Annotated in this window: 16 protein-coding genes; 6 read left to right on the top strand and 10 right to left on the bottom strand. The window is 68.9% G+C overall.

Annotation, left to right across the window (positions count from 1 at the left end; translation table 11 throughout):
- Positions 1 to 7: 7 nt before the first annotated feature.
- From EV678_RS05575 to EV678_RS05565, 3 genes are all read right to left on the bottom strand, one after another.
- A complete protein-coding gene (locus EV678_RS05575) occupies positions 8 to 1300 on the bottom strand; it encodes a porin (protein ID WP_130458793.1) in 1293 nt (430 codons plus the stop codon).
- Between the two features lie 286 nt (positions 1301 to 1586).
- Positions 1587 to 2963 carry a cbb3-type cytochrome c oxidase subunit I gene (locus EV678_RS05570; RefSeq protein ID WP_014238124.1) on the bottom strand — a complete coding sequence of 459 codons (1377 nt, stop codon included), beginning with the start codon at positions 2961 to 2963 and terminating at the stop codon, positions 1587 to 1589.
- 53 nt (positions 2964 to 3016) lie between these two features.
- Positions 3017 to 3442 (bottom strand): c-type cytochrome, encoded by a 426-nt coding sequence (locus tag EV678_RS05565; RefSeq protein WP_014238123.1) that lies wholly within the window; start codon positions 3440 to 3442, stop codon positions 3017 to 3019.
- 198 nt (positions 3443 to 3640) lie between these two features.
- Here EV678_RS05565 and EV678_RS05560 point away from each other — a divergent pair, with 198 nt between their 5' ends.
- The 4 genes from EV678_RS05560 to EV678_RS05545 all read left to right on the top strand — a co-directional run bounded on the left by EV678_RS05560 (position 3641) and on the right by EV678_RS05545 (position 9608).
- Positions 3641 to 6955, top strand: a complete 3315-nt coding sequence (locus EV678_RS05560) for an EAL domain-containing protein (protein ID WP_130458792.1) — start codon at positions 3641 to 3643, stop codon at positions 6953 to 6955.
- Positions 6956 to 6993: 38 nt separating this feature from the next.
- Positions 6994 to 7632, top strand: coding sequence for an MBL fold metallo-hydrolase (locus tag EV678_RS05555; protein ID WP_130458791.1), 639 nt, complete (start codon positions 6994 to 6996; stop codon positions 7630 to 7632).
- Positions 7625 to 8005, top strand: coding sequence for a GIY-YIG nuclease family protein (locus EV678_RS05550; RefSeq protein WP_130458790.1), 381 nt, complete (start codon positions 7625 to 7627; stop codon positions 8003 to 8005). The genes EV678_RS05555 and EV678_RS05550 overlap by 8 nt, the downstream gene beginning before the upstream one ends.
- A gap of 286 nt (positions 8006 to 8291) precedes the next feature.
- Positions 8292 to 9608, top strand: coding sequence for a hemolysin family protein (locus EV678_RS05545; protein ID WP_014238119.1), 1317 nt, complete (start codon positions 8292 to 8294; stop codon positions 9606 to 9608).
- A 54-nt stretch (positions 9609 to 9662) separates the two neighbouring features.
- On the opposite strand, the gene EV678_RS05540 is transcribed toward EV678_RS05545, so the two are convergent.
- The 4 genes from EV678_RS05540 to EV678_RS05525 all read right to left on the bottom strand — a co-directional run bounded on the left by EV678_RS05540 (position 9663) and on the right by EV678_RS05525 (position 15128).
- Positions 9663 to 12164 (bottom strand): putative bifunctional diguanylate cyclase/phosphodiesterase, encoded by a 2502-nt coding sequence (locus tag EV678_RS05540; protein ID WP_130458789.1) that lies wholly within the window; start codon positions 12162 to 12164, stop codon positions 9663 to 9665.
- A gap of 16 nt (positions 12165 to 12180) precedes the next feature.
- Complete coding sequence (locus EV678_RS05535; protein ID WP_130458788.1) at positions 12181 to 13380, bottom strand: EAL and HDOD domain-containing protein; 1200 nt, start codon at positions 13378 to 13380, stop codon at positions 12181 to 12183.
- 165 nt (positions 13381 to 13545) lie between these two features.
- On the bottom strand, positions 13546 to 14166 hold the full coding sequence (gene mobA, locus EV678_RS05530) for a molybdenum cofactor guanylyltransferase MobA (protein WP_235832410.1): 621 nt from the start codon (positions 14164 to 14166) through the stop codon (positions 13546 to 13548).
- Positions 14167 to 14189: 23 nt separating this feature from the next.
- On the bottom strand, positions 14190 to 15128 hold the full coding sequence (locus EV678_RS05525; protein WP_235832409.1) for a LysR substrate-binding domain-containing protein: 939 nt from the start codon (positions 15126 to 15128) through the stop codon (positions 14190 to 14192).
- Between the two features lie 69 nt (positions 15129 to 15197).
- Here EV678_RS05525 and EV678_RS05520 point away from each other — a divergent pair, with 69 nt between their 5' ends.
- Positions 15198 to 16127, top strand: coding sequence for an AEC family transporter (locus EV678_RS05520; protein WP_130458787.1), 930 nt, complete (start codon positions 15198 to 15200; stop codon positions 16125 to 16127).
- Between the two features lie 7 nt (positions 16128 to 16134).
- On the opposite strand, the gene EV678_RS05515 is transcribed toward EV678_RS05520, so the two are convergent.
- Genes EV678_RS05515 through ada form a run of 3 tightly spaced genes read right to left on the bottom strand, consistent with a single transcriptional unit; the run spans position 16135 to position 19006 of the window.
- Positions 16135 to 17115, bottom strand: a complete 981-nt coding sequence (locus EV678_RS05515; RefSeq protein WP_130458786.1) for a DNA-3-methyladenine glycosylase 2 — start codon at positions 17113 to 17115, stop codon at positions 16135 to 16137.
- Positions 17112 to 17774 (bottom strand): DNA oxidative demethylase AlkB, encoded by a 663-nt coding sequence (alkB, locus tag EV678_RS05510; protein ID WP_130458785.1) that lies wholly within the window; start codon positions 17772 to 17774, stop codon positions 17112 to 17114. Before alkB ends, EV678_RS05515 begins: the two co-directional genes overlap by 4 nt.
- Positions 17771 to 19006, bottom strand: coding sequence for a bifunctional DNA-binding transcriptional regulator/O6-methylguanine-DNA methyltransferase Ada (gene ada / locus EV678_RS05505; protein WP_207222180.1), 1236 nt, complete (start codon positions 19004 to 19006; stop codon positions 17771 to 17773). Before ada ends, alkB begins: the two co-directional genes overlap by 4 nt.
- 196 nt (positions 19007 to 19202) lie before the next feature.
- On the opposite strand from ada, the gene EV678_RS05500 reads away from it, so the two are divergent.
- A complete protein-coding gene (locus tag EV678_RS05500) occupies positions 19203 to 20522 on the top strand; it encodes an FAD-dependent oxidoreductase (RefSeq protein ID WP_130458784.1) in 1320 nt (439 codons plus the stop codon).
- Positions 20523 to 20636: the final 114 nt, after the last annotated feature.

The following is a 20636-nucleotide window of genomic DNA, read 5'->3' as shown; positions in this document are numbered from 1 at the left end:
CGTCGTCTCAGAAAATGAAGTCGGTGACGATGCTGATGACGTCGGTGCGGCCGTTCCAGCCCGGCGTGTCGCGGCGGGTGGGGAAGATGGAATCGCTGCTGCCGCGCACGGCGTCGTACTGCAGCTTCAGGTCCATGTTGGTGCGGAAGTCCCAGCGCAGGCCCAGGGTCACGGTGTGCTGGTGGCTGCGGGAATCGGCCAGGATGCTGTTGACGGCCGCATTCAGCAGGCCAGGGGGCAGTCCCGTGGTCAGGCTCTTGGGCGTGGATTTCTGCCAGGAATAGCCGGCGTAGGGCGTGAACTGGCCGATGCGGTAGCCGGCCAGCAGGGTGCCGGCCCGGGAATCCTGGAAGGCGGCGCTCTGCTGGCGGATGCGGTTGAGCATCAGCTGGGCCTGCAGGGGGCCGGACTCGTAGAGGGCGCCGAGGGAGTAGAACTCGCTGTCCTTGTCCTGGGTGCCGAGGGCGTCGGCCGCGGCGGCAGCACTGGGCACACCGCTGGCCCGCAGGCCGTTAACCACCGGGTCGATGGGCAGGTTCTGGCCGAAGCGCAGGTGGGCGTAGCCGGCCCGCAGGGTCCACGGGCCCTGCAGGTAGTCCAGGTGGCCGCCGTACATGCTGGAGCCGCCCATCTGCCATTGCTGGTCGCCCAGGGCCAGGCTGCCGTGCATGCGGCCGCTGAAGGCCTGCACCTTGCCCAGGCCCGGCCCCAGGGGGAAGGTGAAGCTGCCGTCCACCCCGTCCACGTGGGAGAAGGGCAGGGAGGTGAAGTAATCCACCGAGGGCCGCACCGCCAGGTAGGAATAGCCCACCAGGCGGGAGTCGGCGAGCATGAAGAAATTGGTGCCGAGGCGGCCGGCCCGCAGGCTGAGGGAGGGGGTGGGGTCGTACTTGAGGTAGGCCCAGGTCAGTTCGGGCTGGTAGGTCTGGTCGTAACGGTAGCGGGTGACCCCCTGGACCACCGCCTCGAGCTGGTCGGTGGCCTGCCAGTTGGCCTGCAGGCCGAGCACGCTGTCCACCCGGGACGACCAGTTGCCGCCGGAGGTGCCCCGGGGCTGGGAGAGGTCCCGCACGAAGTCGGCGCCGTCGGCGGAGGAGCGGGTCAGGCCCAGGGTGCCGAAGCCCCGCAGATGCAGGCGCGCGGGCTCGTTCTCCAGGCTATCGGCAGCGTCCGCGGCGGCCGGGAGCGGCAGGCAGAGCAGGGCGCCGAGCAGGGCTGCGAGGCAGGCTGCAGACGGCCCCGGCGCCAGCATCGGGCCGGGGTCGGGACGGTTCTGGGCAAGACTGTTTTCTTTATACATTGGTCAATTCCACCCCCCCCTGGTGCGGCTCGAGGGAATTGCGTCTGTTGGCTGTCAGTCTGTTCTTGACGCAGCTTAACCAATTGCTGCACTGCGTAAAAGCAATTAATACACGCCGGCAGGCCCGCCGGCCGCGGTCCCGGCCGTTCGGCGGGGCAAAAAAAATCCGGCGGACCCTTGCGAGTGCGCCGGTTTGTCAACGGAGGTTGGGAGGTGACAAAAAAGGTGTTGCTGGTTCCGCTCCCGCCGCGGTTGGGGCGGCGGGAGCGGAGGTGTTGCCGGGACTTCAGGCGGCTGCCTTGTCCTCGCCCTTCACGAAGAAGCTGGCGATGTACAGGATCAGGCCGATGAGGAAGACCACGCCGGTCCACTCACGCATCCAGTAGAACAGGGAGATCTTGTCCTGGGTTGCCATGAAGGACAGGGGAGTCTCGGAGACGCGCTGCAGCCAGACTTGCAGGATGCCGGCGGCGGTGAGGAACAGGGTGATGAAGACGATGGAGATCGTCATCAGCCAGAAGCTCCACATTTCCAGGACCTGGGACTTGTTGCTGTTGGCAGCACGGCCGCGCAGGATGGGCATGGCGTAGGAGATCATGGTCAGGTTCACCATCACGTAGGCACCGTAGAAGGCCATGTGGCCGTGGGCTGCCGTGATCTGGGTGCCGTGGGTGTAGTAGTTCACCGGAGCCAGGGTGTGCAGGAAGCCCCACACGCCGGCGCCCAGGAAAGCCATCACACCGGTCCCCAGGGCCCACAGGGTGGCGGCCTTGTTGGGGTGTTCGCGACGACGGCGGTTCACCATGTTGAAGGCGAACACGGTCATGGCGAAGAAGGGGATGGGCTCCAGGGCGGAGAACACGGAACCCCACCACTGCCAGTATTCGGGCGTGCCGATCCAGAAGTAGTGGTGACCGGTACCGATGATGCCGGTGACCAGGGTCAGGGTGATGATGACGTAGAGCCACTTTTCGATGACTTCACGGTCCACGCCCGTCACCTTGATCAGCACGAAGGCCAGCATGGCGCCGAGGATCAGTTCCCACACGCCTTCCACCCAGAGGTGCACCGTCCACCACCAGAAGAACTTGTCCAGGACCAGGTTGGTGGGGTTGTAGAAGGAGAACAGGAAGAACACGGCCAGACCCCACAGACCCAGCAGCATCACCAGGGAGATGGAGGTCTTGCGCCCCTTCAGCACGGTCATGCTGATGTTGAAGAGGAAGGCCAGGGCGACGATGACGATACCCACCTTGGTGATCAGCGGCTGTTCCAGGAACTCGCGGCCCATGGTTTCGAGCAGGTCGTTACCGGTCAGCTCGGCCAGGGTGGCGTAGGGAACCGCCAGGTAGCCGACGATGGTCAGGGCCCCTGCCACCAGGAAGATCCAGAACATGGCGAGCGCCAGCTTGGGGCTGAACAGCTCGGTTTCCGATTCTTCCGGGATCATGTAGTAGGCCGCACCCATGAAGCCGAACAGCAGCCACACGATGAGCAGGTTGGTGTGGACCATGCGGGCCACGTTGAAGGGGATCATCGGGAACAGGAAGTCCCCGATCACATACTGCAGGCCCATGATCAGCCCGAATATGATCTGCCCGACGAAAAGACCGATTGCCGCGATGAAATACGGCGTGGCAACGGCCTGGGATTTATATTGCATAGCGATGACTCCTTAAGCGTAAGCTCTGTTTTTCTGGGGTCCGCGTCGAGGCATCAGCCCTCGATGTTGGGCGGCCAGTTAGCGGTATTGATCTCAGAGGTGTACTTGAGGAAAGCCACCAGATCGTCCAGTTGCTGCTCAGTCAGGTTGAACTGAGGCATCTGGCGACGGCCGGGGGCACCGCTGGGTTGGCCCTTGATCCAGGCTTTGATGAAGTCACCACCGCGGCGGGGATACACATTGCCCAGCTCGGGCGCAAAGTAAGCGCCTTCGCCCAGCAGCGTGTGGCAGCCGATGCAGTTACGGGTTTCCCAGATTTTTTTACCGTTGGCGACGGCCGGGGTCAGATTGGCCCGGTTATCGCGCTTCGGCAGTGTTGCGGTTGAGTCGAACGACAATGCCAAGAACAGCAGAAAGAAAAAGACCGTTCCGCCGAAAAAGATATTGCGCGCCATCGACTTAGTGAAAGCGCCGCTCATGCTGCCCTCCTTTCATGAGAGGAAAAAATAAAGATGGAACACGGCAGTGCGGAGAGTAGCGACGGGGCTCCTTATGCAGCCATGATGTGAATCAAAAAGCCCGGAAGGGCCTCCGTCGCTCTCCGGACAAGGCCGGCTTTGGGATTCCGCCCTCCAGCCCTTAGAATTGAGGCTTCACCCCTAGTCCGGCCTCACGCCATGCCCGAACGCACCCTCGCAGACCTGATGACCTGGAATATCGTCGAGGTGGAGCGTCGGACCACCCTGCTGGCGGCGGCGGAAGTCATGGAAACGGCCCGCATCAGCTCCCTGCTGGTGCGCGAGGGCGCCCTGATGGTGGGCATCGTCACCGAACGGGACATCCTGCGGGCCCTCTCCGCCAACGTGGACGGCCTGCTGGCGGTGGATCAGGTGATGAGCTCCCCGGTGTATACCGCCGATTCCCGCATGTCCGTGCATCACGCCTACCACCTGCTGGCGGAAAAGGGCATCCGCCACCTGCTGGTGACCGGCGAAGCGGGCCAGCCCGTGGGGGTGGTCAGCGAGAGCGACTTCCGCTTCCACCTGGGGGCCGCCTTCTTCCGCCGCCTGCGGGACGTCAATGCGGTGATGCAGAGCGGCGTCCAGCTGCTGCAGCCCGGCGATACGGTGCGCCAGGCCCTGGCCCTGATGTCCGCCAGCAGCCTGCGCTGCGTCGTCGTCGCCGAGGCCGGCCGGCCCCTGGGCATCCTCACCGAGCGGGACGCCCTGCGCTTCTTCCGCCGCGGTGCCGACAGCCTGGAGCAGCCCCTGGCCGCGGTGATGAGCGCCCCGGTGGCCAGCATTCCGGAAGGCTATCCCCTCAGCCAGGCGGTGGACCGCATGCAGGCCGAGCACGTGCGCCATCTGGTGGTGGTGGGGGCGGCCGGGGAGGTGGTGGGCGTGGTGTCGGAGCACGACATCGTCAGCCAGCTGGAGAGCGAATACCTGGACTACGTGCTGCAGGAAGGCCAGTCCATCCGCGCCCAGCTCAGGGAAAGCCGCCTGCGCCTGAGCGCCGTCTTCAACCAGACCAGCGAGTTCATCGGCATCCTGGACCTCAAGGGGCGCCTGCTGGAGGCCAACCAGTCGGCCCTGGACCTGATCGGCCGCCAGCCCGCCGAGGTGCTGGGCCAGCTGTTCTGGGAAACGCCCTGGTGGGTGCATGAGCCCCTGGTGCAGCAGCGCCTGCGCCAGGCCGTCGAGCGGGTGGCGGCGGGCGGCGAGGCCCAGCGTTTCGAGGTCACCCACATGCGCCGGGACGGCCGCCTGCGCTACGTGGATTTCATCCTCAAGTCGGTGGAGGACGAGCCGGGCCAGCCCCTGCAGCTGCTGGCCGAGGGGCGGGACATCACCGACCGCAAGGAAGGGGAGGAGCAGCACCGGCTGGCCCTGAGCGTGTTCGAGAACAGCCACGACGGCATCCTCATCACCAACCCGGAGGGCCTGATCATCGAGGTGAACCGGGCCTTCTGCGAACTCACCGGCTACGCCCGGGAGGAGGCCATCGGCCAGCCGGCCCGCATGCTCAATTCCGGCCACCACGACCGTACCTATTTCCGCCAGCTGTTCCAGGTGGTCTCCGAGCGGGGCTTCTGGAAGGGCGAGATGTGGAATCGCACCAAGTCCGGGGCGGTGACGGCGGTGCTGATGACGGTCAGCGCCGTGCATGACGATGGCGGGCGCATCAGCCACTTCGTCGGCGTCTTTTCCGACATCACCCAGCAGAAGGAAAACCAGCGTCGCCTGGAGCGCCTGGCCCATTACGACGCCCTCACCGGCCTGCCCAACCGCACCCTGATGAGCGACCGCCTGCATCTGGCCATGGCCCAGGCCCAGCGCCGCAACAAGCTGCTGGCGGTGTGCTACCTGGACCTGGACGGCTTCAAGGCCATCAACGACAGCCACGGCCACCAGGCCGGCGACCGCCTGCTGATGGACGTGGCCGAGCGCCTGCGCCGTTCCCTGCGCGGTGGCGACACGGCGGCCCGCCTGGGGGGCGACGAATTCGTCCTGCTTCTCAACGACCTCACCGCCCTCTCCGAACTGGAGCAGATCCTGGAGCGACTGCTGCTCTCCCTGGCCGCGCCCTTTGCCCTGCAGGGACAGACGGCCAGCGTTTCCGGCAGCATCGGCGTCACCATCTATCCGACGGATGATGCCGATGCCGACACCCTGGTGCGCCACGCCGACCAGGCCATGTACGCCGCCAAGCAGTCCGGCCGCAACCGCTACCAGCTCTTCGACACCGAGCAGGACAGCCGGGCCCGCAGCCTGCGGGAAGCCATCGTCAATGCCCGCGCCGCCCTGGAGCAGGAGCAGTTCCGCCTCTACTACCAGCCCAAGGTGAATCTCTGTTCCGGCCTCATCGTCGGCTTCGAGGCCCTCATCCGCTGGCAGCATCCGGAGCAGGGCATCCTGGCGCCGGCGGCCTTCCTGGTGGACCTGGAGGAGACCGACCTCATCGTCGATATCGGCGACTGGGTCATGGAAACCGCCCTGGCCCAGCTGGAAGCCTGGCAGGCCCTGGGCTGGGACTATCCGGTGAGCATCAACATCGCCGCCCGCCACCTGCAGCAGCCCGACTTCCTGCCCCGCCTGCAGCGGGCCCTGGAGCGCCATCCGGCGGTGCCGCCGCGGCTGCTGGAACTGGAAATCCTGGAAACCGCGGCCCTGGAAGACGTGGGCCAGGTGAGCCTGGTCATCGCCGCCTGCCAGCGCCTGGGGGTGGGCTTCGCCCTGGACGACTTCGGCACCGGCTATTCCTCCCTCTCCTATTTCAAGAGCCTGCCGGCCCGCACCCTGAAAATCGACCAGTCCTTCGTGCGCGACATGCTGCACGACCCGGAGGCCCTGGCCATCGTCGAGGGCGTGGTAGGGCTGACCTCCGCCTTCCAGCGCAGCGTGGTCGCCGAAGGCATGGAAACCGTCGAGCACGGGGTCATGCTGCTGCGCCTGGGCTGCATCCATGCCCAGGGCTATGCCATCGCCCGCCCCATGCCGGCGGCGGAGGTGCCCGCCTGGGCCGCCTCCTTCGAGCCCGATCCGCGCTGGGTCGAGGTGGCGTCCCAGCAGTGGCTGCGGGAGGATTTCCCCCTGGTGGCGGCCCAGGTCGAGCACCGGCGCTGGATCGACACCGTCATCCAGGCCCTGGAGGAGGGCGATGCGGAGCGTCTGCCCGCCGACCTGGCCGATCCCACCCGCTGCCGTTTCGGCATCTGGTACCTGGGCAGCGGCCAGCAGAATTACGGCGACCTGGCTGCCTATGGGGAGCTGGATGGTCCCCACCGGGAGGTCCATGCCCTGGCCAGGGCCGCCGCCACCCAGCTGCAGGCCGGCGACGCCCGCGCCGCCAAGGCCGTCATCCCCCAGCTGCGCCGCCATGGGCGGGCCCTGCTGGCGGCCCTGGAGCAGTTGCAGGCCGCCATCATCGCCCAGCGGGAACCCCGCTGCGTCGCCGCCCCCTGCGCCGACGACCTGCCCGTCGCCCCTTGATGTCCCCTGACGCCCCTTCAACGAACCAGGCCTGCGCCATGAACTACGCCATCGTCTCCGTCACTCCCTTCGAACAGAACTGCACCCTGCTGTGGTGCCCCGAGACCATGCGGGGCGCCGCGGTGGACCCGGGGGGCGACCTGCCCCGCATCCTGGCCGCGGCCGAGAAGCACGGCGTCACCCTGGAAAAGATCCTGGTGACCCACGGCCACATCGACCATGCCGGCGGCGTTGCCGAACTGGCGGCCCAGCTGGCCATTCCGGTGGAAGGCCCCCATGTGGACGACCGGTTCTGGATCGACGGCATGCCCCAGCAGTCCAAAATGTTCGGCTTCCCCGACGTGCGCAGCTTCACCCCGGACCGCTGGCTCCAGGCCGGCGACAGCGTGCAGGTGGGGCGCCAGACCCTGGAGGTGCTGCACTGCCCGGGCCACACCCCGGGCCACGTGGTCTTCTTCCACCGCCCGGGCAAGCTGGCCCTGGTGGGCGACGTGCTCTTCGCCGGCTCCATCGGCCGCACCGATTTCCCCAAGGGCGACTACGACACCCTGATCCGCTCCATCCGGGAAGTGCTGTTCCCCCTGGGAGACGAGGTGGAGTTCATTCCCGGCCACGGCCCCATGTCCACCTTCGGCCAGGAACGGCGCTTCAATCCCTTCGTCGGCGCCCATGGCTGAAATGGTCGAGACCGTCGATCAGGCGGAGCCCCCCACCTACCAGCTGCTGATCCAGGTGGCGCAGCCCGTCACCGTGACGGTGGGGCGCCTCGGTCCCTGTTCCTTCCCGGCCGGCCGCTACGTCTACACGGGCTCGGCCCGGCGCAATATGGCGGCCCGCCTGGCCCGCCATCTCTCGCCCCACAAGCTGCTGCACTGGCACATCGACTACCTGCTCACCGCCCCCGGCGTGCAGGTGGTGGGCACCCGCCTCTTCGACGAGCCCGAGTGCCAGATCAACTGCAACATGCCGGGAGAAGCGCTGATCCCGGGCTTCGGCAGCACCGACTGCCAGGCAGGCTGCGGCAGCCATCTCAAGTATCTGGGGGTTTGAGGCGGGAAGGGCTTGGCCACAGAGGGCACAGAGGGCACAGAGAAAGGCGGTAACCCGGGTTGTTGTCGAGGGGAGTCGGAGGCCTGACCGGGCGCCGGCAACGAAGAAAGAAACCCTCTGTGCTCTCTGTGTCCTCTGCGGCCAAGGTGTGACTCCCCCGGAACCCCTTTATCCACGGGCTTCGGCGTCGATCGGGCGGGCAAGATAGCGGGAAAGGCGGGAAAAATGCTATCTTCACGCCTTCTTCACCCCCGAGCCGCTCCGGAAACGGTGGTCGCGGCCCTGTATGGATCTAGGCATCATCCTGTTGTTGATTGTTTTGAACGGCATTTTCGCCATGTCCGAAATTGCCGTGGTGTCCTCGCGCAAGGCCCGCCTGCAGCGGATGGCGGAGGACGGCAGCCAGGGCGCCGCCGCGGCGCTGAAACTGCATAGCGAACCTTCCCGTTTCCTCTCCACCATCCAGGTCGGCATCACCTCCATCGGCATCCTCAGCGGTGCCGTCGGCGAGGCGGCCCTGGCCGATCCCCTGACCCAATGGCTGTCCCAGTTTCCCCTGCTGGGCGAATCGGCCCGGGTCATCGCCCTCTCCCTGACCGTGGTCCTGCTCACCTACATGTCCGTGGTGGTGGGCGAACTGGTGCCCAAGCAACTGGCCCTGCTCGGCCCCGAGGGCATCGCCTCCCTGGTGGCCCGGCCCATGGGCTGGCTGTCGCGCCTGACGGCGCCCCTGGTGTGGCTTTTCTCCGCTTCCAGTGGCGCCATCCTGCGCCTCTTCGGTGCCCGCCGCAGCGATGAGCCGCCGGTGACCGACGACGAGATCAAGGTGCTCATGGGCCAGGGTGCCGAGGCCGGCGTCTTCCATGAGAGCGAACAGGAGATCGTCTCCAACGTGCTGCGCCTGGACGAGCAGCGGGTGGCGGCCATCATGACGCCGCGCAAGGACATGTACCTGGTGGACCTGGCCGAATCCGAGGCCGAGGTGCGGCGCCAGGTGGCCGAGTGCCCCTACGCCCGGGTGGTGGTCTGCCAGGACGGCCTGGACCGGGTGCTGGGCATCCTGCAGCGGGGCGACCTGCTCAAGCCGGTGCTGGAGAACGCCCCCTTCAACGTGCGCAAGGCCCTGCGGCCGCCGGTCTATGTGCCGGAGAGCGTCACCACCACCCACCTGCTGGAATCCCTGCGCCGCAACCGGGCCCAGTTCGCCCTGGTCATTGACGAATACGGCGAGGTGCAGGGCCTGGTTACCCTCAACGACGTGCTGGCCGCCATCGTCGGCGACATGCCGAGCCAGGACGACGACGGCGAGCAGGACGTGGTGGAGCGGGAGGACGGTTCCTACCTGATGGACGGCGGCCTTTCCATCGAGCGCCTGAAGTCGGTACTGGAGGTCAAGGAAGAGCTGCCGGGGGAAGAGGAAAACGCCTTCCACACCCTGGGCGGCCTGGTCATGCACCAGCTGGGCCGAGTGCCGGTGGAAGCCGACCATTTCCACCTGGCCGGCTGGCGCTTCGAGGTGGTGGACATGGACAAGAACCGGGTGGACAAGGTGCTGCTGTCCCTGGGCGACCCGGAGACGGACGACCAGGCCGACGCCGCCTGAGGCAACAGTCTCAGCCGCAAAGAAGAACGCCGGGCAGTGCCCGGCGTTTTTGCGTCAACCGTTGTTGCGTTCCAGCAGCAGCTGGAAATCCTCCACCGGCACCGGCGGGCTGAACAGGTAGCCCTGGATTTCGTCGCAGCCGGCGGCCCGCAGGAAGTCGAGCTGCTCCTCCGTCTCCACCCCTTCGGCGATGACCAGCAGGCGCAGGTTCTTGGCCATGCTGATGATGGCCTTGGCGATGGCCGAGTCGTCGCCGTCGTGGGGGATGCCGCTGACGAAGGACCGGTCGATCTTCAGGTTGTCGATGGGGAATTTCTTCAGGTAGGCCAGGCTGGAATAGCCGGTGCCGAAGTCGTCCAGGGCCAGGCGCACGCCGGCCTGGTGGAAGTCCTCCAGCATCTGGATCACCGCCTCCGAGTTGTGCATGAGCATGCCCTCGGTGATTTCCAGCTCCAGGTTTTCGCCGGGGAAGGCGTGCCGTTCCAGGGTTTCGTTCACCAGCTGGGAAAGGCCGGGGCGGAACTGGCGCGGCGACAGGTTCACGGCGATGGTCAGGTCCTCGTAGCCGGCCTCGCGCCACAGGCGGCCCTGGCGGCAGGCCGCGTCCAGAACCCAGGCGCCGATGCTGACGATGAGGCCCGTCTCCTCCGCCAGGGGAATGAAGGCGGTGGGCGGGATCATGCCCTGTTCCGGATGGTGCCAGCGGATCAGGGCCTCGGCGCCGACGATGCGGCCCGTGGCCAGCTCCACCTGGGGCTGGTAGTAGAGGCGGAATTCCTGGCGCTCCACCGCCTTGCGCAGGGCCCCTTCCAGCTTCAGGCGCTCCAGGGAGCGCAGGTTCATTTCCTGGGAATAGAAGAGGGGGCCGCCGCTGGTCTGCTTGACCCGGTACATGGCGGTGTCGGCGTTGCGCAGCAGGGTTTCCGCGTCGCGGCCGTCGTCGGGGAAGACGGCGATGCCGATGCTGGCGGTGAGCAGCACCTCGTGGTGTTCGATCTGGAAGGGCTCGGCCAGGGCGTCGAGGATCTTCTGCCCCACCAGGGCGGCGTGTTCCCGCTTGGTGATGTCGAACAGGGCGACGATGAATTCGTCGCCGCCCAGGCGCGCCACCACGTCCTCGGCCCGCAGGGTCTCCTGCAGGCGCCGCGCCACTTCCTTGAGCAGGGCGTCGGCGGGGGCGTGGCCGAAGGAATCGTTGATGGTCTTGAAGCGGTCCAGGTCCACGAACAGCACGGCACCGTGGGTCTGGTTGCGCTGGGCTTCAATGAGGGCCTGTTCCAGCAGGGAGAACAGCAGGGAGCGGTTGGGCAGGCCGGTGAGGGCGTCGTAGTAGGCCAGGCGGTAGATCTGCCGTTCCGCCTCCTTGCGCTCGGAAATGTCGGAGAAGACCAGGAAGTAGTGGCTGAGGATGCCCCGGGTGTTTTTCACCGAGCTGATGGAGACCCATACCGGATAGGTGTCGCCGTTCTTGCGCCGGTCCCACAGCTCGCCCTGCCAGGCGCCGGAGGAGGCCAGGGCCACCTGGATTTCCGCCGCCAGGTTGGGGTCGTCCCGGGTCGGCTGCAGCAGGGCCGGCAGGCTCATGCGCACTTCGGCCTCGCTGAAGCCGGTGATGTCGCAGAAGGCCTTGTTCACCGACAGCACCCGCTGCATGGCGTCGGTGACGATCACCGCCTCGCTGTTGTGCTCGAAAATCTTGGCGTGCAGGCGCAGCTTCTCTTCCCGCTCCAGCTGGTTGGTGATGTCCACCAGGTAGCCGATGAGGCCCGCCGGTTCGCCGGCCTCGTTGCGCGACAGGGAAAGGGAGACGCTGGCCCAGAACACCTCGCCCGACTTCTTGCGCCGGCGCACCTCGAATTCCCGGCGGCCGTGGTCGAGGAAGGCGTTGTAGAAGAGGTCGTCCTCCTCCTCCAGGGTCTCGCTGCCGTCATCGGCATAGAGGAAGAGGATGTGCCGGCCCACGGCCTCGGCGGCGGTGTAGCCGAACAGGCGCTCGGCCCCCTTGTTCCAGCCCATGATGTAGCCGGACAGGTCCATGGTGATGACCGAGTCGTGGATGTGGTCGAGGATCTGGCTCTGCTCCTCCACCTTGGCTTCCATGCGGGCCAGGTCTTCCTGGCGCAGGTTGAAGGCCTGGCGGGCATGCAGGGCGCCGGCCAGGAGGGCGGCCAGGTCGCCGAAACGGCGGTGTTCCAGGGCGCTGTAGCCCTCGGCCTTGCCGCCCACGGCGAGGAGCCCCAGCAGCATGTCGCGGAAGGTGAGGGGACAGGCCAGGGCGTCGGGCCGGGTGGCCACGGTGCCCGAGCGGCGCGCTTCTTCAAGCAGGGCCTGCCAGGGGCCGGCACTGGCGGGCAGTTCCAGGGTGCCATCCCCGTTGGCCAGGTACAGCGTGCCTTCCGGGCTGGCCATGGCGCTGCGGCACATCGCCTCCAGCTGGGCCACGGGAATCTCGCCTTCCCGCAGCAGCAGGGCGTAGCACAGCTGGCCGGCCAGCTCGAAATCGGTGGCGCCGCCACCCAGATGGGGAAGGAAGGAGTTGCCCTGGTCGGGAGCCATGGTTCTGCCGCCTGCCTCAGGCCACGTCGATGTGGCTGACCCAGGCCAGGGCGTCCACCTGCAGCTGGCCCAGGGCGTCGCCGCGCAGGCGCAGCTTTTCCAGCAGGGCCGCATCCGGCGCCGGCAGGCCCCGTTCCAGACTTTCCACCAGGGACAGGGCGTCGCCCAGGGGACCCTGGTGGCGGCCCACGGCCTCGGCCACCTCGTCGGCCAGGGGCAGGGCCGCCAGCACGCTGTCCATGGGCAGGTGCAGCAGCACGTCGAGCAGGGAGAAGGCCCCGGCCATGTAGGCGCAGTCGTGGAAGTCCGTGTCCTCCGCCGCCTCCGGATGGGCGGCCAGGGCGATCAGTTCCACCAGGCGGCCGCGCAGGGCGGCCTGGGGCATCAGGGGATTGGGCTGGCTGCCGGCGTTGAACTGGTTGGCGTAGATCAGCAGTTGCAGCCAGCGCTGCAGCTGACGCCGGCCCAGCAGGGTGATGGCCTGGGCGAAGCTGGTGATCTTGGTGGTGGCGCCGACGGAAACGGAATTGACCAGGCGCAGCAGGTTGTAGGAGAGCTTGGGCTCCTGCTTGATCATTTCCTCGATCTCCCGGGTGTCCGCGTCCTGGACGATGAGGGAGAGCAGCTTGAGCAGGCGCAGCTTGGTCGGGTCCGCCGGGGAGGTGGGGCATTCCTCCGGCTGGGGCACGAATTCGCCGCTCATCAGGGTAAAGCCCCGGGCGCCGCACCAGACGAAGAGGTCGTGGCTGCTGACGCCGTCGGCCACCAGGGTCAGGCCCTTTTCCTTGAGCCGGTTGAGCAGCACCGGGGAGACCTGCTCCCGGGCCGTGGCCGCATCCAGGCGCAGCAGCTGGGCGCCGGCCTCGGCGCATTGTTCCAGGGCCGGGGCCGAATCCACGTCGGCCCCCAGGCGGTAACCCTGTTTGGCCAGTTCCTGGCAGCGGGCGGCGCCGGCCGCATCGAGCCAGACCTCCGCCGGCAGCAGCAGGGAGACCTGTTGCGGCGGCAGCTGGCGGGCCAGGCCGCTGTGGTTGAGGTCCGTACCGCTCAAGGGCACCAGCCAGGGCAGGGGCGAGGGCTGGGGCTGGTTCTGGCCGTGGGCGAAAAGCTGGCTGCTGGCGGCCAGGCCGATGCCCCGGGGCCCCAGCTCCAGGGCCGACCAGGCTTGATTGACGTCCAGCAGGGGGCGCAGGCAGGAGAGGGTGGCCGAGGTCATTAGGGATTTACTCAAAACGAAGCGGTGTTCTTGGGTCGATTCTTGTTTTTTCGGGTCCGACGGCCGTTTTTCCGACCTCGTGGGGGCATCCCCCGACGGGGGGCGCTGCAACGGGATGGTAACGGGAGACCAGGAAAATTCAACCCTTTTTGTCAATAAAGCGTCTTAACCCAATAAATCTTCTCGGATATTGCAATTGCGGAAATCCTCGGGATGGGGAAAGTCCACCAGCACCAGGCGGCGGCTGTCCTGCCATTCCCCCACCTTGTGGCGGCCCTCGGCCACCCAGGCCGCCAGGTCCGCCGCCAGCTCCCGGCGGCAGAGGCAGAAGACGGAGTGGCGCCGCTCCCCGGCCCGGGCCACGGCCACCTCGGCGTCGGCCTCGAGCAGCGCGTGGTGGAGGCGCGCCACCAGGTCTGCAGGGAAGTCCGGGGAATCGCAGGGCACCAGCATCACCAGGGGCTGGGGACTGGCGCTGAGGGCGGCGTGGAAGCCGCCCAGGGGGCCGGGGTAGTCCGGCAGCAGGTCGGGCAGCAGGGGGTAGCCGAAGGCGGCGTAGGTCTCGGCGTTGCGGTTGGCGTTGATGGCCACGGCCGCCACCTGGGGCGCCAGGCGGGCGGCGATGCCCTGGGCCAGGGGCCGGCCGCGCCAGGGCAGCAGGCCCTTGTCGGCCCCGCCCATGCGGCGGCCCAGGCCCCCGGCCAGGACGACGCCGAATACCGGGGGCGGGGAGGCGGGGGAAGGGGAGAGCATGGCGGCAGGCGGGGAGTGGGCAGGGGCGGCCATTGTACCCTGGCGGCGGCGGCGCCTCAGTCGAGGCCGGCCTGGCGGCGCACCTGGCGGGCACAGGCGAGGAAGTGGGGCAGGCAGGGGTTGGGATTGGCGGCGGCCCAGATGATGCCCTGTTCCACCAGGGGCGGCGCGGCGATGGGGCGGAAGGCGGCGCCCTGCAGCTGCATCTTGCCCATGGAGCGGGGCACCAGGGAGACCCCCAGCCCTTCGGCCACCAGATTGACGATGGTCTGCTGCAGATGGGTTTCCAGGCAGACCTTGGGTTCGAAGCCGTGCTCCCGGCAGCAGCCGGCCACCAGGGCGTGCAGGGCCGGGGCGGTGGCGGCGGGAAGGGTGATGAAGGGCTCCCCCGCCAGGTCCGCCACGGCCACGGTCTCCTCCTGCGCCAGGGGATGCTCCGCCGGCAGCACGGCGCAGAGGGGCTCCCGGTGCACGCACAGGTATTCCAGGCCCGCCGGACGCTGCCAGGGAAAGGCCAGACCCACGTCGCAGCGGCCGGCCAGGAGGGAATCGTCCAGCTCCCGGGGCAGCAGTTCCCCCAGCTGCACCTCCACCTGGGGGAAGTCCCGGCGGTAGGCCTTGATCAGGGGCGGCAGGGCGCTCCAGGCGGCAGCCATGGTGAAGTCCAGGCGCAGGCTGCCCTGTTCGCCCCGGTGCACCGCCCGGGTGCCCTGCACCGCCTGCTCCAGGTCGGCCAGCAGGCGCCGGGCCTGGGCGTGGAAATGCCGCCCGGCCACGGTCAGTTCCACCTGGCGGGAGCTGCGCTGGAACAGCATGACTCCCAGGGATTCCTCCAGGGCGGCGATCTGTCGGCTCAGGGGCGGCTGGGAGATGTGCAGCAGGGCGGCGGCCCGGCCGAAGTGCAGGGTCTCGCCCAGGGTGACGAAGTAACGCAGTTGGCGCAGGTCCGGCAGCATCGTTGCGTCCAGGGTATTGATGTTCGACTTATATAGCATTGGACGGTATTGATGGGGAAGTCCTAAGCTGGCGCCTCCGTTCCAGCTCCCCGGTTCCCCGGCCCCGCCATGATCGCCATCCTGCAAGTCGTCCTGCCCATTTTCGGCCTCATCCTGGCCGGCTACGTGGGCCGCCGCAGCCATTGCCTGGGGGAGGCGGCCTCCTTCGAGCTGAACCGCTTCGTCGTCTGGCTGGCCCTGCCCTCCCTGCTCTTCAAGGCCACCGCCACGGCCACCTGGGCCGAGCTGTGGCAGCCGGGCTTCGTCATTTCCGTCTGCGTCGGCTGCGTCGCGGTATTCGCCGTGACGGTGCTGCTGCGCCTGCGCCAGCTGCGCCACCTGGCCGACGCCAGCATCGACGGCCTGTCCGCCGCCTACGCCAACACCGGCTTCCTCGGCATTCCCCTGTGCGCCCTGGTGCTGGGGGACGAGGGCCTGGTGCCGGCCATCATCGCCACCCTGATCGTGGCCTGCGCCCTTTTCGCGGTGGGCATCGTGCTGGTGGAAATCAGCCTGCAGCAGGCTCCCTCGCCCTGGCGCATCGCCGCCCGGGTCGGCCTGGCCCTGGCCCGCAATCCCCTGGTAGTGGCGCCCCTGCTCGGCGCCGCCTGGGCCGGAGCCGGCCTGGCGCTGCCCCTGGCCCTGGAGCGCTTCCTTACCCTGCTCGGCGCTGCCGCCACGCCCTGCGCCCTGGTTTCCCTCGGCGCCTTCCTGGCCCAGCCCCAGGCGGGGCAGCGTTCGGGCACCGCCGGCCTGGTCCTGGCCAAGCTGGTGCTGCAGCCCGCCATCACCGGGCTCCTGGCCTACCGGGTGTTCCAGCTGCCGCCCCTGTGGGCCCACGCCGCCCTGCTCCTCAGCGCCCTGCCCACGGGCACCGGCCCCTTCATGCTGGCCAGCTTCTATGGGCGGGAAGGGGGCATGGTGGCCCGGGTCATCCTGCTCACCACGGTGGGTTCCCTCGCCACCATTTCACTCTGCCTCTACCTGATCGCCCGTTAGGGCCGTCTCAGGCCTGCAGGCGCAGGCTGGCCCACAGGTGGGCCGCGGCCAGGGCCCGCCAGGGGCGGAAGGATTCGAGCCAGGCTTCCGTTTCCCGGGCCTCCACCGTCCGGCCCAGCAGCAGGCCCAGGGCCCGGCGCACGGCCACGTCGCCGTGGAGGGAGCCGTCGAGCCAGGCAAAGCCCCGCAGCAGGGTGTAATTGACGGTCCATGGGCCGATGCCGCGACGGGCCAGGAGGGCGGCCTGCAGGCCCGGCAGGTCCGCCGCCGGGCAGCTCAGGTCCAGTTCTCCCGCCGCCACGGCCCGGGCCAGGTCCAGCAGGGTCGCCGCCTTGCTGCGGGAGAAGCCGGCCTGGCGCAGGTCCGTTTCGTCGAGCCGGGCCAGGGCTTCCGCATCGGGGTAGCAGTAGAGGCCGGAGGAGTGGCGCAGGTCCGCCGCCAGGATCAGCTGGCGGCGCAGGGAAACGGCGGCGGCGACGCTGATCTGCTGGCCGGTGACGGCCCAGGTGAGGGCCTCGAAAGGAGTTGCCGTCTGGGGCACCCGCAGGCCGGGCAGTTGGGCGATGACCGGTCCCAGCTGGGGATGGCGCCCATGGGCGGCGGCGAACTCGGCCACCGGCTGGGCCAGGCCCAGCAGATGGCTGACCAGGGCCTGCACGGCGGCAGCGGCGGGGCGCGGGCCGCCGTCCACCGCCAGGGTCGCCGTTACCCGGGCGCCGGGGCCCAAGGTTTCCGCTGCGGCCTTGTCTGCCCCTTCTCTTGTGACGGCTGCCTTGGGTTGTCTCTTGCCGGCCCTGCCAGGTGCCGCTTCCCCGGGGCTTTCCAGCATCAGGCTGAGGCAGGCGGGACGGCCCTGCCACAGCAGGCCCTTGTCGATACGGCGTTCCGTCACCCGCTCGGCCAGGGCCTGGCTGTCGCGGCGGTGGAAGGCCAGCAGGTCGTCGCCGCGGAAATCCGGCGGCAGTGCCAGGGTCAGGCTGCTCTTCATCGGCGGGCCCGGCGCAGGGTCAGGTTGAGGCGGCAGGGGCCGGTGAGGGCGTGGTTCCCATCTTTCACCGGCTGCACGCCGTGGAAGCGCAGCCGGTCCGGCCCGCCCCACACCAGCACGTCGCCGTGCAGCAGGGGAATCTTCACCGTCTTGTCGTTGCGGCTGGCACCGCCGAGGAGGAACACCGCCGGCAGGCCCAGGGAAAGGGAGACGATGGGCTGGGAGAAGTCCTCCTCGTCCCGGTCCTGGTGCAGGGAGAGGCGGGTGCCGGGAGCGTAGCGGTTGATCAGGCAGGCATCGGGGACGAAACCGGGAAAGCCGGCGGCTGTGGCGGCCTCATCGGCCAGTCGCAGCAGCAGGGGCGGCAGGGGCGGCCAGGGCTGGCCGCTCAAGGGGTCGAGGGGGACGTAACGGTAGCCCCTGCGGTCCGAGATCCAGCCCAGGGGGCCGCAGTTGCTCATGCTCACGGCCATGGTCTGGCCGCCGGGGGTAATCATCTGGCGCCAGGGGGAGGCGGCAATGATGCGTTCCACTGCCGCGATCAGTGCCGGCGCCCGCTCCAGGGCGTAGCCGTGCAGCAGCACCGTGCCCGGCCCCAGCCGTTCGGCGTGGGGCGGCGGAGGCGGCAGGTCGGCAAAGAGGTCCAAAGTGCCGCTCATAGCGCTGCCTTGGTACCGGGTCTGGGCCGGGGTGGTGCCGCGCTGGCGGCGGGATTTTCCGCCTGCTGCCGCTCCCGCTGCTGCAGGGCGGCCTTGCGTTCCAGGCCCCAGCGGTAGCCGGCCAGGCTGCCGTCGCTGCGCACCACCCGGTGGCAGGGCACGGCCACGGCCAGGGGATTGGCGGCACAGGCGGCGGCCACGGCGCGCACGGCCTTGGGCAGGCCCAGGTCCCGGGCGATTTCGGTGTAGCTGCGGGTCTCTCCGGGGGGGATGGCCTGCAAGGCTTGCCAGACGCGGCGTTGAAAGGCGGTGCCCTGGAGATCGAGGGGCAGGGCCAGTCCCAGCCGGGGGGCCTCCACCAGGCCCACCACCTGGGCGACCCAGGCGGCGAAGTCAGCGCTGCCCGCTGCACCTGCCGTTTGCCCTTCCTCTTCCGGCCCGCTGCCGATCAGCCGGGCCTTGGGAAAACGGGCTTGCAGGTCCGCCACCAGGGCCAGGGGATCGTCCCCCAGCAGGATGGCGCACAGGCCCCGGGCGCTGCGGGCCGCCAGCAAGGCGCCGAGGGAGGTCTGGGCCACGGCGAAGCGGATGTCCTCGGCGGCGCCGCCCTGGCGGAAGCGTCCCGGCGTCATGCCCAGCACCCGCCCGGCCTCGCTGTAGAGGCGGCTGCTGGCGTTGTAGCCGGCGCCGTAGGCGGCCTCGGTCACTCCCTGGCCGGCGGCCAGGTTCTGGCGCAGGCGCTCGGCCCGCCGGGCCTTGGCATAGGCGCCGGGAGTGAGGCCGGTATGGGTCTGGAACAGGCGGTGCAGATGGTGGGGGCTGAGGCCGGCCCGGGCTGCCAGCTGGGCCAGGGTGGGGGGCGTCTCGGCGGCCTCGATGAAGCGGCACAGATCGGCCACCACGGCGGCCTGGCGCTGGGCCAGGGGCGCCTCCTCCGGCCGGCAGCGGCGGCAGGGACGGAAACCGGCGGCGGCCGCGGCGGTGCCGTCGGCAAAGAACTGCACGTTCTCCGGCTTGGGCCGGCGAGAGGGGCAGCCGGGGCGGCAGTAGATGCCGGTGCTGCGCACGGCGTAGACGAACCGGCCTTCCGCCGCCGGGTCCCGGGCGCAGAGGGCCGCCCAGCGCGGGTCGGTGGTGATTGCCGCGGCGCCGGCGGCGGCGTCGGTGGCTGCATCGCCGGCCTGGGCGGCGGGCTGGCTGGGGGCGGATTGGGCGTGGGTAGCGTTTTTCATGGGGATGCTCCGGCAAGGCGACGGGGCCAGCTTAGGCGGCGGCCGGCCCGGGCGCACTCCGGTGCTTGCTTTCAAATTCCATGGTCCGGTTTTACCGCTGCCGTCGCCCGGGAGCAAGGGCCGTGAATTGATGCGCGTCAGGTCGCCCGGCGGCGTCCTTGGCTAGACTGGCGCTTTCCCGTTGCGATCACGAGCCATGAAGCCGAGCCGCCGTCACTTCCTTACTGCCACCGCCGCCCTGGGCGCCCTCGGCGCCATGCCCCTGGCGCGGGCCGCGGCCCCCGCAACCGTCCCGGGCAAGGGCGGCCGGGTGCTCATCGTCGGCGGCGGCTGGGGCGGCCTCGCCGCCGCCCGCCATCTGCGCCAGGAGGCGCCCCAGCTGGAAGTGGAACTGCTGGAACGGCTACCCGCCTTCTGGTCCTGCCCCCGCAGCAACCACTGGCTGGTGGGCCAGGCGGATGGCGCCGCCCTGAGCTTCGACTACCGCCAGGTGGCCGGCCGTCTCGGCTACACCTTCCTCCAGGCCGAAGTCAGCGGCGTGGACCGGGACCGGCGCCAGGTGCTCACCAATCAGGGGCCCCTGGAGTACGACTGGCTGATCCTCTCCCCCGGCATCCGTCACGACTACGGTGCCTGGTTCGGCGACGATGCCGCCGGCCGGGAGGCCGCGGCCCTGGCCCGCAGCCGCCATGCCCCGGCCTACACCGCCGGGCCCGAGTTCGCCGCCCTCAAGACCCGGCTGGCCGCCTTCAAGGGTGGCGACCTGCTGATGACCGTGCCGCCCTATCCCTACCGCTGCCCGCCGGCCCCCTTCGAGCGGGCCGTGCTGCTGGCCCGGCACTTCCAGCGGAACCAGATTCCCGCCCGCATCACCCTGCTCGATGCCAACCCGCCCAACCCGGGCTACGCCAAGGTCTTCAACGAATATTTCAAGGACCAGATTCACTACGTGTCCCACGCCCTGGTGCGCCGGGTGGACCTGGGCGCCCGCCGCATCGTCACCGCCGCCGGCGAATTCGGCTGGGACGAGGCCATCCTCATGCCGCCCCAGCAGGCCGGCGACATCGCCTGGCAGGCCGGGCTGGTGGGGCCGGACGACGACGGCAAGAGTGGTGACAAAACCAACGGCTGGGCCCAGGTGCGCGGCACCAGCCTGCAGAGCCGGGCCGACGAGCGCATCTTCGTCATCGGCGACGCCGTCGGCGCCGTCTCGCCCCTCTTCGGCCACTACCCCAAGAGCGGCCACGTGGCCAACCGCATGGGCCGCATCGTCGCCAAAGAGATCGCCGCCCGGGCCGCCGGCAAAACGACAGAACCGACCCTGCCGGACAATCTCTGCTACGTCACGGTGAACCCGGAGCCCCTGGACGTGCTGCTGATGGACACCCAGTACAAATTCCGCGGCGACGGCGTCATCGTCCAGACCCTGCGCCAGTATCGGGACCCGGACCTGGCAGCAGACGAGCTGGCCTGGCATGGGGCGTTGATGGGGGAGATGCAGGGATTGGGCGGTTAAGGTCCGGAGTCTGAAGCCGCCTCTGGCTTTTTTGGAAAGTTGTTTGTCATAATCGCGAGCAGGTTTCATCGCTCCCCACCCCGGGGATATGGCAACGCTGGACGCATCCGGAGA

It is taken from the genome of Azospira oryzae (assembly GCF_004217225.1).
In the GTDB taxonomy this organism is placed as follows: Bacteria; Pseudomonadota; Gammaproteobacteria; order Burkholderiales; family Rhodocyclaceae; genus Azospira; species Azospira oryzae.
This window is presented reverse-complemented; position numbering and strand designations above follow the sequence as displayed.

Excerpts from the sequence above, each read along its gene's own strand:
- EV678_RS05555 (WP_130458791.1), top strand. The coding sequence starts at position 6,994 with ATGAACTACGCCATCGTCTCCGTCACTCCCTTCGAACAGAACTGCACC.
- ada (WP_207222180.1), bottom strand. The coding sequence starts at position 19,006 with ATGAAAAACGCTACCCACGCCCAATCCGCCCCCAGCCAGCCCGCCGCC.
- EV678_RS05500 (WP_130458784.1), top strand. The coding sequence starts at position 19,203 with ATGAAGCCGAGCCGCCGTCACTTCCTTACTGCCACCGCCGCCCTGGGC.
- EV678_RS05525 (WP_235832409.1), bottom strand. The coding sequence starts at position 15,128 with ATGCTATATAAGTCGAACATCAATACCCTGGACGCAACGATGCTGCCG.
- EV678_RS05575 (WP_130458793.1), bottom strand. The coding sequence starts at position 1,300 with ATGTATAAAGAAAACAGTCTTGCCCAGAACCGTCCCGACCCCGGCCCG.
- alkB (WP_130458785.1), bottom strand. The coding sequence starts at position 17,774 with ATGAGCGGCACTTTGGACCTCTTTGCCGACCTGCCGCCTCCGCCGCCC.
- EV678_RS05550 (WP_130458790.1), top strand. The coding sequence starts at position 7,625 with ATGGCTGAAATGGTCGAGACCGTCGATCAGGCGGAGCCCCCCACCTAC.
- EV678_RS05565 (WP_014238123.1), bottom strand. The coding sequence starts at position 3,442 with ATGAGCGGCGCTTTCACTAAGTCGATGGCGCGCAATATCTTTTTCGGC.
- mobA (WP_235832410.1), bottom strand. The coding sequence starts at position 14,166 with ATGGCCGCCCCTGCCCACTCCCCGCCTGCCGCCATGCTCTCCCCTTCC.
- EV678_RS05535 (WP_130458788.1), bottom strand. The coding sequence starts at position 13,380 with ATGACCTCGGCCACCCTCTCCTGCCTGCGCCCCCTGCTGGACGTCAAT.
- EV678_RS05560 (WP_130458792.1), top strand. The coding sequence starts at position 3,641 with ATGCCCGAACGCACCCTCGCAGACCTGATGACCTGGAATATCGTCGAG.
- EV678_RS05515 (WP_130458786.1), bottom strand. The coding sequence starts at position 17,115 with ATGAAGAGCAGCCTGACCCTGGCACTGCCGCCGGATTTCCGCGGCGAC.
- EV678_RS05545 (WP_014238119.1), top strand. The coding sequence starts at position 8,292 with ATGGATCTAGGCATCATCCTGTTGTTGATTGTTTTGAACGGCATTTTC.
- EV678_RS05520 (WP_130458787.1), top strand. The coding sequence starts at position 15,198 with ATGATCGCCATCCTGCAAGTCGTCCTGCCCATTTTCGGCCTCATCCTG.
- EV678_RS05540 (WP_130458789.1), bottom strand. The coding sequence starts at position 12,164 with ATGGCTCCCGACCAGGGCAACTCCTTCCTTCCCCATCTGGGTGGCGGC.
- EV678_RS05570 (WP_014238124.1), bottom strand. The coding sequence starts at position 2,963 with ATGCAATATAAATCCCAGGCCGTTGCCACGCCGTATTTCATCGCGGCA.